The sequence below is a fragment of the Bacillus cereus group sp. MG20 genome (assembly GCF_040459885.1).
Lineage (GTDB): Bacteria > Bacillota > Bacilli > Bacillales > Bacillaceae_G > Bacillus_A > Bacillus_A cereus.
In genome coordinates this window covers 914,346-929,143 of the sequence record NZ_JARVHF010000001.1, presented here as the reverse complement: position 1 = coordinate 929,143, position 14,798 = coordinate 914,346, and the positions used below count along the sequence as shown (strand labels likewise).

The following is a 14,798-nucleotide window of genomic DNA, read 5'->3' as shown; positions in this document are numbered from 1 at the left end:
CACTTTTTACTATAATTGAAATGAGATGATTGTGTGCCTTTTATAAATAGGTTTACGACAACAGTACCTGGTGCCGTCACGTTTACTGGGAATACGCTGGGACTTAGCCCTACATCACCTGCACCAGGTAATATTTTTGGTACACTTGCTGTGTTTACGACAGTAAATACAGCATTGCAAGTACCAGGGTTCCCAGCAGGGACAACAGATGAATGGCAATTGAATTCTTCAAGTGCAATTTTAAATCTTCCAGCGGGAAGCAGTGTATTATATGCAGAATTAGTTTGGGCTGGTACTTTCCGGACTGATACGGAAGATGTGTTACCATTTTTAAATGATAACATTACATTTACAACGCCAGCAGGGACGTTTTCTGTTACGCCAGATCCTGCTACCGCGCAGCAAGGTTCAGTAGGAAATCAGTTTTATTATGCTCGCTCTGCCAATGTAACAAATCTTGTTAGTGCAGGTGGAGCAGGCACATATACAACGGGTGCTGTGCCAGCTGCAAGAACTTCAGCCGACCCAACAATCAGTCGTTCAGCTGGATGGACGCTTGAGGTTGTGTATCAAAATGCAAGTTTACCACTTCGAAATTTGTCAGTATATGCAGGTCAAGAAATTATCGATGCTTCATCCCCGCCAGTTGATGCTACAATTTCAGGTTTTGCTACGCCGGCAACAGGAGCTGTTACAGGAAGAGTGCTCGTAACTGCTCAAGAAGGTGATTCTAACATTGTTGGAGATCAACTTCGCTTTGGGCCGAATGCAAATGCTACAGTTGCATTATTCGGACCGAGAAATCCTGCGAATAATTTCTTTCAGTCACAAATTTGTAATGATAGTGGAAATTTAGATACGAGCGGCACGTTTGGAGATTTGAATCAGCCGTTAGGGGTAGCTTTGGCCGTCCGAAGACAAGGGTGGGATATTACGAATGTAGATGCCTCCTCATCTTTAGTAAACAGTCAAACATCAGCAACGGTTCGATTTGTTACAAATGGAGATGGATACGCAGCAGCTGGTTTTGGTGTTCAAATTGATGCAACAGGTCCAATTATTAATCCTGTTAAATCAGTTAATAGAACAGTCGCGGGGGTAGGGGATACTCTCACTTATACAATTACGGTCCCAAATACAGGAACAGGAAGTGCAGAAAACGTTGTATTACGTGATAGTATTCCGAACGGAACGACGTTTGTTGCAGGTAGTGTTACGGTAGGGGGAGTAACACAGCCGAATGCAAACCCTGCTAATGGAATTAATTTAGGTACAATCCCAAATAACACGCAAAGAATTGTTACATTTCAAGTTCGAATAACATCATTCCCGAATCCCAATCCTATTTTAAATCGTGCAATGGTGTCATATCAATTCCGTCCCTTCGTTGGTAGTCCTCCTATTACAAGTACGTCTTCTTCAAACACAGTACAAACGACAGTGAACCAAGCAACTATTAGTATGCAAAAATCTGTAGATTTACAGACGGCAACACTTAATGATGTATTAACGTACACAGTTAATGTCACAAATAATGGAAACGTCACTGCGAACAATGTTATTTTTGTTGATAGTATCCCTGCTGGAACAACATTTGTCGCAAATAGCGTTACGGTAAATGGAGTAGCGCGTCCAGGAGCGAATCCAGCAAGTAGTATTAATCTTGGAAGTATTAATGCATCGCAAACGACTGTAGTGCGCTTTCAAGTTCGAGTAACATCGAACCCTCTTGTCAATCCAATTCCAAACCGTGCGAGTGTAACATTTAACTTTACTCCAGTGCCTGGTCAACAACCAGTTTCAGGGCAAGCGACAAGTAATACTGTAGTTACAACAATTAATATAGCTGATATAACAACGAGAAAAACAGTGGATAAAGCTTTTGCAACGGTTAACGACGTTCTTACGTACACGGTAACAATTCAAAATACAGGAAATGTACTTGCAACGAACGTTATTTTTCAAGATCCGATCCCAATTGGAACGACATTTATCGCAAATAGTGTGACTGTGGATGGGGTTTCACAACCTGGGGTAAATCCAGCGACTGGGTTTACAGTAGCTAATATATCTCCTGGCGGAAGTAGGACTGTTACATTTCAAGTACGAGTAACATCTACACCATCGGGAGGTACGATTGCGAATCGCGGAAATGTATCTGCTAATTTCGTCGTTATTCCGAATCAGCCACCGATAACAATTAATAGACAAACGAATACAGTTGTGACACAAGTTAATACAGGCGGTTTAAATGTAATAAAAGAAGTAAATACAACGCAAGCGGCGGTAGGGGATACTTTAACGTACACAATTGCCGTCCAAAATACAGGGAATGTTCCGTTAACAAATGTATTTTTCCAAGACCCTATTTCTTCTGCTGTTTCATTTGTTGCAAATTCTGTAACAATTAATGGAGTACAGCAAAGTGGACTAAATCCGAATACAGGATTCTCTCTTCCGAATATTCCTGCGGCTCAAACGGTTGTAGTCACATTTGACGTAGTAATTGTACAGAATCCAGAAAATGAAGATATTTTAAATCAAGCAAATGTAACAGCAAGCTTTCAAGTGAATCCGAATGAACCACCAGTAACAATCAATGTACCGAGTAATGTTGTGAATACGACAGTACAATCAGGAAACTTTGAAGTTGTGAAAGCAGTCAATACGGATGTTGCAACAGTAGGGGATATTTTAGTATATACAATAGAAGTCATAAATGCAGGTAGTGTACCAGCTACGAATGTATTTTTCCAAGATTCAATTCCCCAAGGGACATTATTTATTGAAAATAGTGTAGTTGTGAATGGTGTTTTACAAGAAGGGGCAGATCCAGAACTTGGATTCCCATTAAATAATTTGCCTACTGGCGCCAGTGTTATTGTTACATTTGAAGTATTAATTGATGAAATTCCCCAAGGAAATAATGTTGTAAATAATGCGAATGTAACTGGAGATTTCCTTGTAAATCCAACAGAGCCGCCGATTACTGTAACAGTACCAAGTAATACTGTTATGACGATCGTGAATTCTTCAGGGTTAAATGTAATGAAAAGTGTAAGTGCTACTGAAGCCGGTGTAGGAGATACGTTAACGTATACAGTTCGTATACAAAATAGTGGAACGGTGACAGCGACAAATGTATCATTCCTTGATCCGATTCCAGTTGGAACCACTTTTGTAGCGAATAGTGTAACAATAAACGGGACACCTCAACCAGGTTTAAACCCGACAACTGGATTTCCACTTGCTAATATTCCAGTAGGAGGGATGGTAACAGTTACTTTCCAAGTGACAATCACGAGTGTACCACCAAATAGAGTTCTTCCGAATAATGCGAATGTCACTGCTGATTTCCAAGTAAGTCCTCTTCAGCCACCAATTACAATTGTAACGATTAGTAATATTGTTGTGACGCGAGTGAATGTAGGATCACTTAATGTAATGAAGAGTGTAAATACACCACAAGCCGGTGTAGGAGATACGTTAACGTATACGATTCTTATTCAAAATACAGGAACTGTTCCTGCAACGAATATTGTTTTTCAAGATCCAATTCCGTCTGGTACTGCCTTTGTAGCAAATAGTGTGACGATAAATGGAGTCGTACAGCAAGGCGCGGATCCTATGCTAGGTTTCCCAGTACCAAATATTCCGGTCGGGCAAACGGCTACGATTACGTTTCAAGTTACAGTGACGAGTGTTCCGAGCGGTGGAAATATAAGAAACCAATCGAACGTTACTGCAAGTTTTCTTATAAATCCAGCAAACCCTCCAATAACGACTGTTACAAATAGTAATTTTGTAGTGACGCAAGTAAACACAGCACAGTTAAATATACAAAAATCTTCATCTGTACAACAAGCAGCACTTGGAGAAACTTACACGTATTCTGTTGTCATTCGAAATAACGGTACAGTAACAGCAACGAATGTCTCTTTCCTTGATCCAATTGCTTTAGAAACAACTTTTGTAGCAAATAGTGTAACGATAAATGGAACGCCACAACCTGGATTTGACCCAAATGTTGGTTTCCCGCTTCCTAATATTGCAGCTGGAACATCATTGACAGTAACGTTCCAAGTTACGGTAGTTGCACCGTCTACACGTGGAGCAGTATTAAATACAGCATCTGCTACAGCCACTTTCTTATTAAATCCTTTACAGCCACCTGTAACAACAACGAATTCAAGTAATACAACGGTAGTTACAATACCGTTACCTCCTCCTGGTGAAGTAACTGCAACAAAAACAGTTGATGTTGCAACTGGGGCCGTTGGGGATGTATTAACGTATACTGTGCTCATTTCAAACGTAGGAATTATCCCTGTTACAGATGTGTTCTTCCAAGATGTCATACCAGAAGGAACGACGTTTGTTGACAATAGTGTAACGATAGGTGGAGTGCAGCAACTTGGTTTAAATCCAGAAATAGGATTTACAGTTACTCCATTATTAATCGCTGGTGGAAGTATTGAGGTCACATTCCAAGTGACGATTACAGAAATTCCAGATAATGAAGTCATATTAAATGATGCAGATGTTACATTTACTTCACAACCAAATCCGCAGGAACCACCGATTACGGAAACGATATTAACAAATTTAGTCGTTACGACAATTAATATAGCGTTTATTTTTCCATTGAAACTAGTAGATAAAGAAGTAGCGACGGTAGGAGAAATATTAACGTATGATGTATTGATTTTTAATTTCGGAACAGTGCCAGCGACGAATGTTCAATTTATCGATACTACTTCCGCGGGTGTAGCATTTGTACCAGGAAGTGTGAGCATAAACGGGGTACCAGCACCAGGATTAGATCCTTTCATTGGTTTTACAGTTCCAGATATACCTGTCGATGATTTTGTACTTGTCACATATCAGGAAGTGGTTACAAGCATACCAGAAGGTGGAACGATTGTTAATTTTGTAGACGTTACAGCTACATTTGCTGTAAGTGAAACAGAACCGCCTATTACGGAAACAACGACAAGTAATACGACATTAACAGAAATCAATGAGCCTGGTTTGAATGTTTTAAAATCAGTAAGTCAGCCGGTTGTTGCAGTAGGCGATACAATCACATATACAACAGTAATTCAAAATACAGGGACAGTGCCAGCGACGAATGTTCAATATAGTGATGTATTACCTTCCTCTATAGCATTCGTGCCGAACAGTGTAACGATAGATGGTGTGTTACAACCTGGATTCAATCCGAATAACGGATTCCCGCTTCCAGATATAAATCCAGGTGAAAGTGTAGAAGTCATCTTCCAAGTAACCGTTGTTAGTGCGCCATCAAACGGAACAATTGCCAATACGGCAAATGTAACTGGAAGTTTTGTATTAGTACCAGGAGAACCACCAGTTATAGTAACAGAGCCGAGCAATACAACACTTACAACTGTAAATAGAGGGCAATTTAATGTTATTAAACAAGTAAATAGGGTTGCTACTCTCGTTGGAGATATATTAACGTATACGGTTCAAATAACAAATACAGGAACAGTAACAGCTAATGCTGTTCAGTTTGTTGATACCATTTCAGCAGGAGCGTCATTTGTACCAAATAGTGTAACGATAAATGGAGCCCCGCAACCAAACTTAAATCCGATTACTGGATTTGGAGTTGGAGATATCCCAGTTGGTGAAATAGTTATAGTGACGTTTCAAGCGACAGTTACAAACATCCCGTCATCAGGAACAATTACGAACGTTGCAAATATAACAGGAAGCTTTACTTTAGTGCCAGGAGAACCACCAGTTGTAGTAACAGAGCCGAGTAATACGACGATAACTAGAGTGAATAGAGGACGATTCAGCGTTATAAAATCTGTAAATAAAGAAGCGACACGATTAGGAGATACGTTAACGTATAGTGTGCAAGTTACAAATACGGGAACGGTAACAGCAACGAATGTTCAGTTTATCGATGTTCCATCACCTAGTTTAGAATTCGTTCCTGGAAGTGTACAAATAAATGGGATTCCGCAAGTAGGTTTAGATCCATTTGTAGGCTTTGCATTGCCTGATCTTGCAGTAGGGGATAGTGTATTAATTACATTTGAAGTAAATGTAATCGCAGTTCCGCCTTCTAGTAGCATTATGAATACAGCAAGAGTAACGGGTGATTTCGAATTGATTCCAGGAGAACCTCCGTCTACAATTACAAATTCAAGTAATACGACGGTTACGCCGGTAAATAGAGGCAGCTTAGATATGCTAAAAGAAGTAGACCATTCAGTTGTTGGTGTAGGAGAAACGGTAACGTATACTGTTCGTATATTAAATACTGGTACTGCTGATGCAATGAATGTTCAATTTATCGATGTGCTATCTCAGGAAGCTGATTTCGTTCCAAATAGTGTAACGATAAATGGGGTTCCGCAACCGGGGTTAAATCCGCAGATTGGATTTACGATACCTGATATACCAGTTGGTGAGACGGCACTTGTAACATATGAAGCTACGATTACAAGTTTTCCGGATGGTGGTACAGTAGTGAACGTTGCTGGGGCGTTAGCAGAATATATTTTAGTACCAGGGGAGCCGCCAGTTACAGTGATGGATACAAGCAATACAGTTATAGTGACGGTAAATACTGCAATCTTATTTGTTGCAAAAGGAGCAAACTTTGAAGTAGCAATGATAGGGGATGTTGTCACTTACGGAATCGCTGTTATAAATGATAGTACAGTTCCTGTGACCAATATTGTGTTAACAGATATCATTGATCCGAATACGCTATTTATAAATGGTACGGTAACGGTAAATGATGTACCTCTTCCATTTGCTAATCCGAATACTGGTATTCCGTTAGGTGATTTTCAGCCAAATGATGCAGCAATTATTAATTTCCAAGTTGTAATAATAGGTGGGCAAGTAAATAATTTAGTTACAAATACTGCTACAGCGAATGGGCTTGCAATTGTAAATCCGAATGAGCCGCCAGTAGTAGTTGAAGGTGATAGTAATACAGTTGTTATCCCGTTTATTCCTCAAAATGTCTCAACGACAGTCGTAAAAACGGCAGATTTACAGGTAGCAACAATTGGGGATGTCATTACGTTTACGACAGTCATCACAAATACGGGTGATACTGTAATGCAAAATATTCGTTTTCAAGATATGTTAGATAGTAGTGTTCGATTTGTTCCTGGAAGTGTAACGGTTGATAATACGCCAGTGCCGAATGTAAGCCCGGCAGTAGGGTTTCTTATCGGAAGTTTAAATCCTGGTGAAGCAAGGACAGTTTCGTTCCAAGTAGCAGTACAGAGCGCACCAAATGGTTCAGGAAATTATATAAATCAAGCGAGTATTCGTTTTGAACATCAAGTAGGCACAGTATTGCCACCTGTTACACAAATAGTAGAAAGTAACATAGTTGTCATTCCATTTGTTCCAACGATTGAACAAATTTGCGAAACAAACTTTAATTGCTTAGATAAGATTCCATTTCAATGTTCTCCGTGTAATCATTTGCATGGACATAAAAAATAAAAACAGAAAGAGCATCCTGAAAAATAATTGGATGCTCTTTTTGTTTTAATCATATAGATTCATTTTCGGGCGAGGTAAAAAACTCGTTGGTGTTGTTGGAAAGCAGAAATGGAATGGCTCCTTTTATAACAGAAATGTCCCAGTCCCACCATGCGAGATTCTCTAGTTTGTCAATCGTTTCTTGCGGGAAACGATATCGAACAAATTTTGCAGGATTACCAGCTACAATTGCATACGGGGGTACGTCTTTTGTAACAACGCTCCTGGCGCCGATAATGGCCCCGTTACCAATTGTAACGCCAGATAAAATACAGGATTGATAACCAATCCATACATCATTGCCGACTACGATATCACCTTTTGAAGAAGGGTGACCAGTAATATGTGCTCCTTCATCAAAAAGTGCATTAAATGGATAAGTCGTTATCCAGTCTGCGCGATGTTCACCGCCAAGTATGAAAACGACTTCTTCTGCTAATGAACAAAACTTACCTATTTTTAATTTTGTTTCATCGTTCCAAGAAAAAATGGTTGGCCCTACTTTACTATAAGTATAATCACCAATATCATATTTATTATATTCAGGTTTTTGATTTAAATATAACATGCTTCTTCAGCCTCCTTTCTCAATTAAGCGATACGTATGGAATATTATATGCAAGATGTAGTAATGTGAACTGTATTAATAGGTGAAATGAACAAAAGGGAGTGGGATGTATGCGATACGAAATGGGTTTATATAATAAACCGTTTCAGTCAATTCAATCAGGAAAAAAAGTATATGAAGTACGCCTATACGATAAAAAACGTCAACTAATAAACAAAGGTGATGAAATCGTATTTACGAATCTTACGACAACAGAAATGATGACGGTAAAAGTAACGGAAATAAAGCGATACGAGAGCTTTAAATCTATGTATGAACAAATTGATAAAAAATTATTGGATTGTGAAAATGATAGTTTAGAGGAAATGTTAGAAAGTACATACAAAATATATACGAAAGAACAAGAAAAAGAGTGGGGAACAGTCGCGATTCGTATTGAGGAAATAAAATGATAAGAAATCGCGGGGCGGCTATTATTGTACAGGAAGGGAAAATCGCTCTTATAAAACGTATTCGAGAAGAGGAAATATATTATGTTTTTCCTGGCGGAGGGATTGAGGAAGGTGAAACGCCTGAAGAGGCAACGAAAAGAGAGGTATACGAAGAATTAGGGCTACATATAAAAGTGAAGCACCTTATTGCAAAGGTAAAATATAAAGGAAATGAATATTATTATGGTGCCTATATTACAGGTGGAGTGTTCGGAAGTGGAACAGCTGAGGAATTTCAGCGGGAAGGTAAAGGAAGTTATATTCCGTTATGGCTACCGATAAACGAGTTGGAAAAAGTGAATATAAAACCTTATGAAGTGGTCGGAAATATATTTAATCATTATAAAATATAACGTCTGACAACATACAAAAAAAACCATTGACATAGGCTTCTGATTTAAGTATTGTATTCGAGTATGTTTATAATCAGGAGGTTTATATGAGCAATCAAACTACTACACATCATGTGAAAATGACAACAGCGGATCCATCTGGAATTGGTCTATTTGGATTAGCGATGGTAACACTTGTAGCATCATCTCAAAAGTTAGGCTTAACAGATGGCGTTTCACTTGTATTACCATGGGCAATCTTTTTAGGAGGATTTGCACAAATCTTTGCTTGCATTCACGATGCAAAGCATAACAATACATTCGGTACGACAGCATTTGGTGCGTACGGCCTATTTTGGTTAGGTGTTGGAATGACTTGGTTAATTCAACTTGGAGTATTTGGCGAAAAATTAGCACAAGCTGCAGATTCAAAACAGCTTGGTGTAGCCTTTATCGGATATTTGATTTTCACAATCTTTATGACGATTGGTGCAATGGAAACACATAAAGTATTATTTATGATCTTCGTCCTTATTGATTTCTTATTTATTGGTCTTTCATTAAGTACTTTAGGTGTTATGCCGCACGCAATGCATAATTTAGCAGCATATTCTGAACTTCTTATTTCATTATTATCTTTCTATGGTTCAGCAGCAGCAGTGTTAAACACACACTTCGGAAAAGTTGTTTTACCAGTAGGGAAGCCTTTTGGTATTTTTAAAAAGTAATAAAAAAGCACAGATGATTGTATAGTCATCTGTGCTTTTTTTTATTCCTCTATTTGTGGGCTGTCTGAAAAATCCTGATTGGTGAGGACTCATTAAAGTTTCACTTTATTTGAAATAAGTAATGTGAAATGTAAATAAAAGTAGAAAAAAATCAATTGAAATTGATTCTCATTATTAATATAATGAGAATGAGAATCATTTATTGTTAGAGGGGGATGCCAAAGTGGCAAAAATTTTAATAGCTTATGCAAGTATGTCAGGAAATACAGAGAGTATTGCTGATTTAATTAAAGTTAGTTTAGATGCTTTTGATCATGAAGTAGTATTGCAAGAGATGGAAGGCATGGATGCTGAAGAATTATTAGCTTATGATGGAATCATTTTAGGATCTTATACGTGGGGCGATGGTGAATTACCATTTGAAGCGGAAGATTTTCATGAGGACTTAGAAAATATAGATTTAGCTGGGAAAAAGGTAGCGGTATTCGGATCAGGTGATACGGCGTATGAACTGTTTTGTGAAGCGGTAACGATATTTGAAGAACGCCTTGTAGAACGAGGTGCAGAGCTTGTACAAGAAGGGCTGAAAATTGAATTAGCTCCAGAAGATCAAGAGGATGTTGAAAAATGCAGTAATTTTGCAATTGCATTTGCTGAGAAGTTCTAAGAATGGGAGTGTCAACGTGGAGACGATGTTAAGTGCAACTGCTATTACAAAGTTAAGAGATGGAAAACTGTTGTTAGCTACTACATATAATGGCTTATTTGTTGAACAAGACGGAGAATGGAAACGAATTTTAAATGGTTTTCAAAAACGAATTAGGGATTTACATAGCGAAGATAATGTAGTTTATGGTGTAGGTGACGAAGGGATTTTTATTCGTAGTATGAATGGTGGAGAGAACTGGACAATTCAGCGTTTTCCAACAAAAGCAACAAGTTGGAATGTATGTAGCAATGTACAAGGAACTGTTGTTGCTCATGGAGAAAAAACGCTGTATCTTTCTAATAATTTCGGTTCGACATGGGAGACTATTCATCCGTTTCTTGAGTATGGCAGTGCGGCGCCGTCTATTCGATCATTATTTTTATATAAACATTACTTATTTATTGGTACGAAAATACATGCTAAGTATGGTGGTGTTTGGCTCTTTGATTTGAAGACACGTAAATTAAAGAGGATTAAAATTACGATGAATCAAATGATTTCTGCGTTGACTTTACACAATTCTTATTTAGTAGCGGCAAGTGGATCGTGCAAGGGAGTTAGCGGGAATATTTCTTATTGTAAAATAGATGACAGTATTGCGAGTGAAAAAATATATTGGCATACATGTCAAAGTGAGCAGAAAGCAAGTAGTTATTTAGACTTAAGTGTAGACCAACATGTCTTATATACAACTTCAACACAAAATAAGGCGGGTATTAGTAGTGTGTGCCGTGTACTTCTTGACGAAGGTATTGTTACAGTATGTGATTCAGTTAAAGGGCACGGATGGCGCATTGTTAATCAAAAAGATGGTTATGTAGTAGCTGGATCAGGTGAATTAAAAGCAATGCAGTGGGAACAAAAAATAATTTAAGAAAAAACTTTACTTTTATTATATTGATATGATATAGTATGTTTAAACCATTTTACTTTTAATAATATAGAGATTTAAATGAGCTGTAACTTCCGAGGAGGATAGCAATGTTAAATCTCCTCAGGGGTTGCAGTTTTTTAATATCTGGCTTATTATTGTAAGGTGGTTGAAAATGAATATGTACATATAGGTACATTGTAGGAGGATTTTTTTCATGCAAAACGGTAAAGTAAAATGGTTTAACTCAGAAAAAGGTTTCGGTTTCATCGAAGTTGAAGGCGGAGAAGACGTATTCGTTCATTTCTCAGCTATCCAAGGCGAAGGCTTCAAAACTTTAGAAGAAGGTCAAGAAGTTACTTTCGAAGTAGAACAAGGTAACCGTGGACCTCAAGCTACTAACGTAAACAAGAAGTAATTTTTGAAAAAAGAAGGGCTCGCCCTTCTTTTTTTTTGCATTTTTATAGATATCCTCCTACTTACATATCATAACAAGACTGAATTTTCATTTATTTATTCGTAGTATTTTTGTATAAAGTACATGAATAAATAAATACTGAAAATAAAGTGTTTGTGTGAAAAGGAATTTAGAAAGAGGTAAATAAATTGAAAAACGCTACACATTTCATTGTGTTTGATATTGAGAGGAATTTCAGACCGTATAAATCAGAAGATCCGTCAGAAATAGTTGATATCGGAGCTGTAAAAATAGAAATAGGTACAATGAAGATAATTGAAGAATTTTCGGAGTTAGTAAAACCAAGTGCACGATTAACTCGTCATACAACAAAATTAACCGGTATTACGAAGAAAGATTTAATGGATGTAGAAAAATTCCCTCAAATTATAGAGAAATTTATTCAGTTCATCGGAGAAGATTCTATATTTGTTTCATGGGGAAAAGAAGATTATCGCTTTCTATCTCATGATTGTACATTACATGGTGTTGAATGCCCCATTATAGAAAAAGAAAGTAGAATTGATTTGCAAAAATTTGTTTTCCAAGCATATGAGGAATTGTTTGAACATACGCCAAGTTTACAATTTGCGGTAGAACAGCTCGCTTTAACGTGGGAAGGGAAACAGCACCGTGCTTTAGCAGATGCCGAAAATACAGCAAATATACTTCTTAAAGTGTATAGCGAGAGAGATATTAATAAGCGATACAAAAGACATGGTGAACTTGAACTTGTAAAGAACGGGAAACTAACGGAAAAAGCGAAAAAAAAGATGCGAAAATGGGTGTTTAAAGAACTAAAGAAAAATACAGAACGCCCTTTTGAATGGAGTACATTTGAAAGTAGTGACACGTGGGAAAGTATAACGGAAAGATATTATATAAGTGAAAATACAGTAGAACTCCTGAAAAAACATTTTCGTACGGCAGTGAGAAAAGCGGAACGACAGATTAGGTATTTGGCTGAGATGGAGGAGAATGTAGAGGTTAAATGATATTCTCCTCTATTTCTAGCTACATAAATTAAAATTCATCGTATTAAATAGCGATTAATTTGTTGCTGTAATTGAGCAGTCATTATTGCTTTGAAATTTAGGGCGTTAGTTAGAATGTTAATCTGTTGAGGAGTAGTTAATTTTTCAAATCCTTTTGCATGTGCAAAGAAATGTTGTAGGAATTTTTTCTTCTCTTCAGTTAACCTTTTATGATTTCCTATTGGAAGACCTGCGCATTTATATAAAAATTGTTTAGTATTACTTTTTAACTTTAAATCACTAATCCAATTCATAGTTTTTTCAGTGGTATGGCTGTTTATGTAGTTTTTTGGAACGGTTACTTTATAATTGTAATCCCGTAAATCATTTTTAGTAAAACCTGTCTGCTTTAAAATTTGTAATAGAGGGAAATGATTTTCCTCAAGTTTATTTAAAATAAATTGTCTATTGGTTTTATTAGAATCGCCTTTGTTATGAAGTCTACGAAGTATTTTGAGGTATTGTGAAGGTTTTTCTGTAAAATCTTCAATAATACAGGGGATTTGTTTTATATGTGGATTATTAGTTATGAAATTGTAACAATCGTATTTTCCAACTAAAATGTATTCATCTTTTAGAGGATGCTTTTCGACTGGTAAGAGTAAATCAAATATATCAAGATATTCAATAGTACTGTTCATTTTTTTAGAATAAGACTTTGTAATGTGTGGATTATACAATAGATTTATTTTTTCAATAGGAATCATGCTAATTTCAGTTAAAGAATGAGGACTATGGTAAATGATCATATGTATTTACCTCCTTAAATCAAATATATAGCGTTAGAAAGTTGTCTTATGATAGCAATAGGAAAATACGTGATTAATGTGAAAGATCCTACCTCTTTTATAGAGGTAGGATCTTTTGCAGTTGTTCTATTCAATTCCTTCTGGACTATAGCTATACTGCTGCTTATTCTCAATCCGCTCAATCACATCCTGCAGCTCATCTGGCTTCAGAAACTCAATCGGAGAGAAGCCCTTCTCAAATGTAAGTGTATCAGCCTCAATCATTAATACGTATCGATCATTTACCTTTGCAATATGTATTTGATCCCCGAAATCAGCAAGTAACGCCTTCACAGAGATATGATCTGCTTTTAGTTTTAATTCCACTTCAGGAGCGTGCTCGACGATTTGGGCAGTTGCTTCCATTACTTCTTCGGTTGAAAATTGTTCCATAATTTCGCGTTTCGGACTGGCAGCCCATACTTCCATCGCTTGGTCGAATTGTTCGCGTTCTTCCGTACCTTCTTCAAATACATCTTCAATTTGGTCGTATACCATGTCCATTACTTGTGTTTTCATAATTTCAGGCATAGAGCGTTCATATTCGACGAATTTTAAGAAGTCTTCAAAGTAGCGGGCATGTGATGCTTGGTGTATTTTTAGTTCGCCTACTTCAACCATACCTTCTTCAGGCATGTATGGATACTGGATAGATTTCATATTCTTTGTTGTGATGGCCATTTCAACGTTACGAATCAGTGTGGATTCATCAGAAATAGAAGCAACCTTTGGTTCGAAGTCGCATTTCATTACGAATACGAATGGGTCATCAAAGTATTTGCGTAGTTTTGCCTGAGCAATTAAAAATACACCACCGCGTACAGCGCTTGTGTCAAGATATGTATAAACGAGAGGTTCGCTCATATCTTTAAAGTTGTCCTTTGTTTCTGCAAAGCGAATACGATTAAAAAGGTTGTAATGAGGGTTTGAATCAAGTTCGTGCCCCTCCTCTACAATAAAGCGACCAATTTTTGTTGGGGCTTGTTCTGTTTTTGCATGACGTTCTACTTTTCGCTTCGATATTTTTAATAACTCACCATTCAAAAATTCTTTTAAGGAGCTATCTTCATATTCTTCAGCGTCTAAAGTTTGAAAATGTTTGTAGCGTTTATCAACTGCTTCACCTTTTCCTTCTACTTGTACAACATAAAAGGAAAGATAATTTATTTCAAAATCCATATTTATCACCTTGTTTCATTTCATTAACTCTTATCAGTATAGAGATGGAAAAAACTTTCGTCAATTTATATAAGGAAGGGGGAGCCCCTTCCTTAT

The 14,798-nt window shown here is 37.2% G+C and carries 11 protein-coding genes; 8 read left to right on the top strand and 3 right to left on the bottom strand.

What is annotated here, in order from left to right; translation table 11 throughout:
- Positions 1-33: 33 nt before the first annotated feature.
- Positions 34-7,506, top strand: coding sequence for a DUF11 domain-containing protein (locus QCI81_RS04670; protein ID WP_071731375.1), 7,473 nt, complete (start codon positions 34-36; stop codon positions 7,504-7,506).
- 49 nt (positions 7,507-7,555) lie between these two features.
- Here QCI81_RS04670 and QCI81_RS04665 read toward each other — a convergent pair whose 3' ends face one another.
- Positions 7,556-8,113 carry a CatB-related O-acetyltransferase gene (locus tag QCI81_RS04665; RefSeq protein WP_071731374.1) on the bottom strand — a complete coding sequence of 186 codons (558 nt, stop codon included), beginning with the start codon at positions 8,111-8,113 and terminating at the stop codon, positions 7,556-7,558.
- 110 nt (positions 8,114-8,223) lie between these two features.
- Here QCI81_RS04665 and QCI81_RS04660 point away from each other — a divergent pair, with 110 nt between their 5' ends.
- The 7 genes from QCI81_RS04660 to QCI81_RS04630 all read left to right on the top strand — a co-directional run bounded on the left by QCI81_RS04660 (position 8,224) and on the right by QCI81_RS04630 (position 12,696).
- A complete protein-coding gene (locus QCI81_RS04660; protein ID WP_001268365.1) occupies positions 8,224-8,565 on the top strand; it encodes an ASCH domain-containing protein in 342 nt (113 codons plus the stop codon).
- Entirely contained in the window at positions 8,562-8,957 is a 396-nt protein-coding gene (locus QCI81_RS04655) for an NUDIX hydrolase (protein ID WP_000620821.1), read from the top strand. The genes QCI81_RS04660 and QCI81_RS04655 overlap by 4 nt, the downstream gene beginning before the upstream one ends.
- Before the next feature lie 86 nt (positions 8,958-9,043).
- Complete coding sequence (locus QCI81_RS04650) at positions 9,044-9,664, top strand: acetate uptake transporter (protein ID WP_000070938.1); 621 nt, start codon at positions 9,044-9,046, stop codon at positions 9,662-9,664.
- A 223-nt stretch (positions 9,665-9,887) separates the two neighbouring features.
- Positions 9,888-10,331, top strand: coding sequence for a flavodoxin (locus QCI81_RS04645; RefSeq protein ID WP_001062759.1), 444 nt, complete (start codon positions 9,888-9,890; stop codon positions 10,329-10,331).
- A gap of 16 nt (positions 10,332-10,347) precedes the next feature.
- Positions 10,348-11,247, top strand: coding sequence for a WD40/YVTN/BNR-like repeat-containing protein (locus QCI81_RS04640; RefSeq protein WP_000449497.1), 900 nt, complete (start codon positions 10,348-10,350; stop codon positions 11,245-11,247).
- Positions 11,248-11,461: 214 nt separating this feature from the next.
- A complete protein-coding gene (gene cspB / locus QCI81_RS04635) occupies positions 11,462-11,662 on the top strand; it encodes a cold shock-like protein CspB (protein WP_001179150.1) in 201 nt (66 codons plus the stop codon).
- A 188-nt stretch (positions 11,663-11,850) separates the two neighbouring features.
- On the top strand, positions 11,851-12,696 hold the full coding sequence (locus QCI81_RS04630) for an exonuclease (RefSeq protein WP_053563856.1): 846 nt from the start codon (positions 11,851-11,853) through the stop codon (positions 12,694-12,696).
- Positions 12,697-12,731: 35 nt separating this feature from the next.
- Here QCI81_RS04630 and QCI81_RS04625 read toward each other — a convergent pair whose 3' ends face one another.
- Positions 12,732-13,484: a hypothetical protein gene (locus QCI81_RS04625; protein WP_000587909.1), complete on the bottom strand. Its 753-nt coding sequence runs from the start codon at positions 13,482-13,484 to the stop codon at positions 12,732-12,734.
- A gap of 126 nt (positions 13,485-13,610) precedes the next feature.
- Positions 13,611-14,702, bottom strand: coding sequence for a DUF3900 domain-containing protein (locus QCI81_RS04620; RefSeq protein ID WP_000345036.1), 1,092 nt, complete (start codon positions 14,700-14,702; stop codon positions 13,611-13,613).
- Positions 14,703-14,798 lie beyond the last annotated feature (96 nt).

Coding starts and splice junctions, on each gene's coding strand:
- QCI81_RS04620 (WP_000345036.1), bottom strand. CDS start 14,702: ATGGATTTTGAAATAAATTATCTTTCCTTTTATGTTGTACAAGTAGAA.
- QCI81_RS04655 (WP_000620821.1), top strand. CDS start 8,562: ATGATAAGAAATCGCGGGGCGGCTATTATTGTACAGGAAGGGAAAATC.
- cspB (WP_001179150.1), top strand. CDS start 11,462: ATGCAAAACGGTAAAGTAAAATGGTTTAACTCAGAAAAAGGTTTCGGT.
- QCI81_RS04650 (WP_000070938.1), top strand. CDS start 9,044: ATGAGCAATCAAACTACTACACATCATGTGAAAATGACAACAGCGGAT.
- QCI81_RS04665 (WP_071731374.1), bottom strand. CDS start 8,113: ATGTTATATTTAAATCAAAAACCTGAATATAATAAATATGATATTGGT.
- QCI81_RS04660 (WP_001268365.1), top strand. CDS start 8,224: ATGCGATACGAAATGGGTTTATATAATAAACCGTTTCAGTCAATTCAA.
- QCI81_RS04625 (WP_000587909.1), bottom strand. CDS start 13,484: ATGATCATTTACCATAGTCCTCATTCTTTAACTGAAATTAGCATGATT.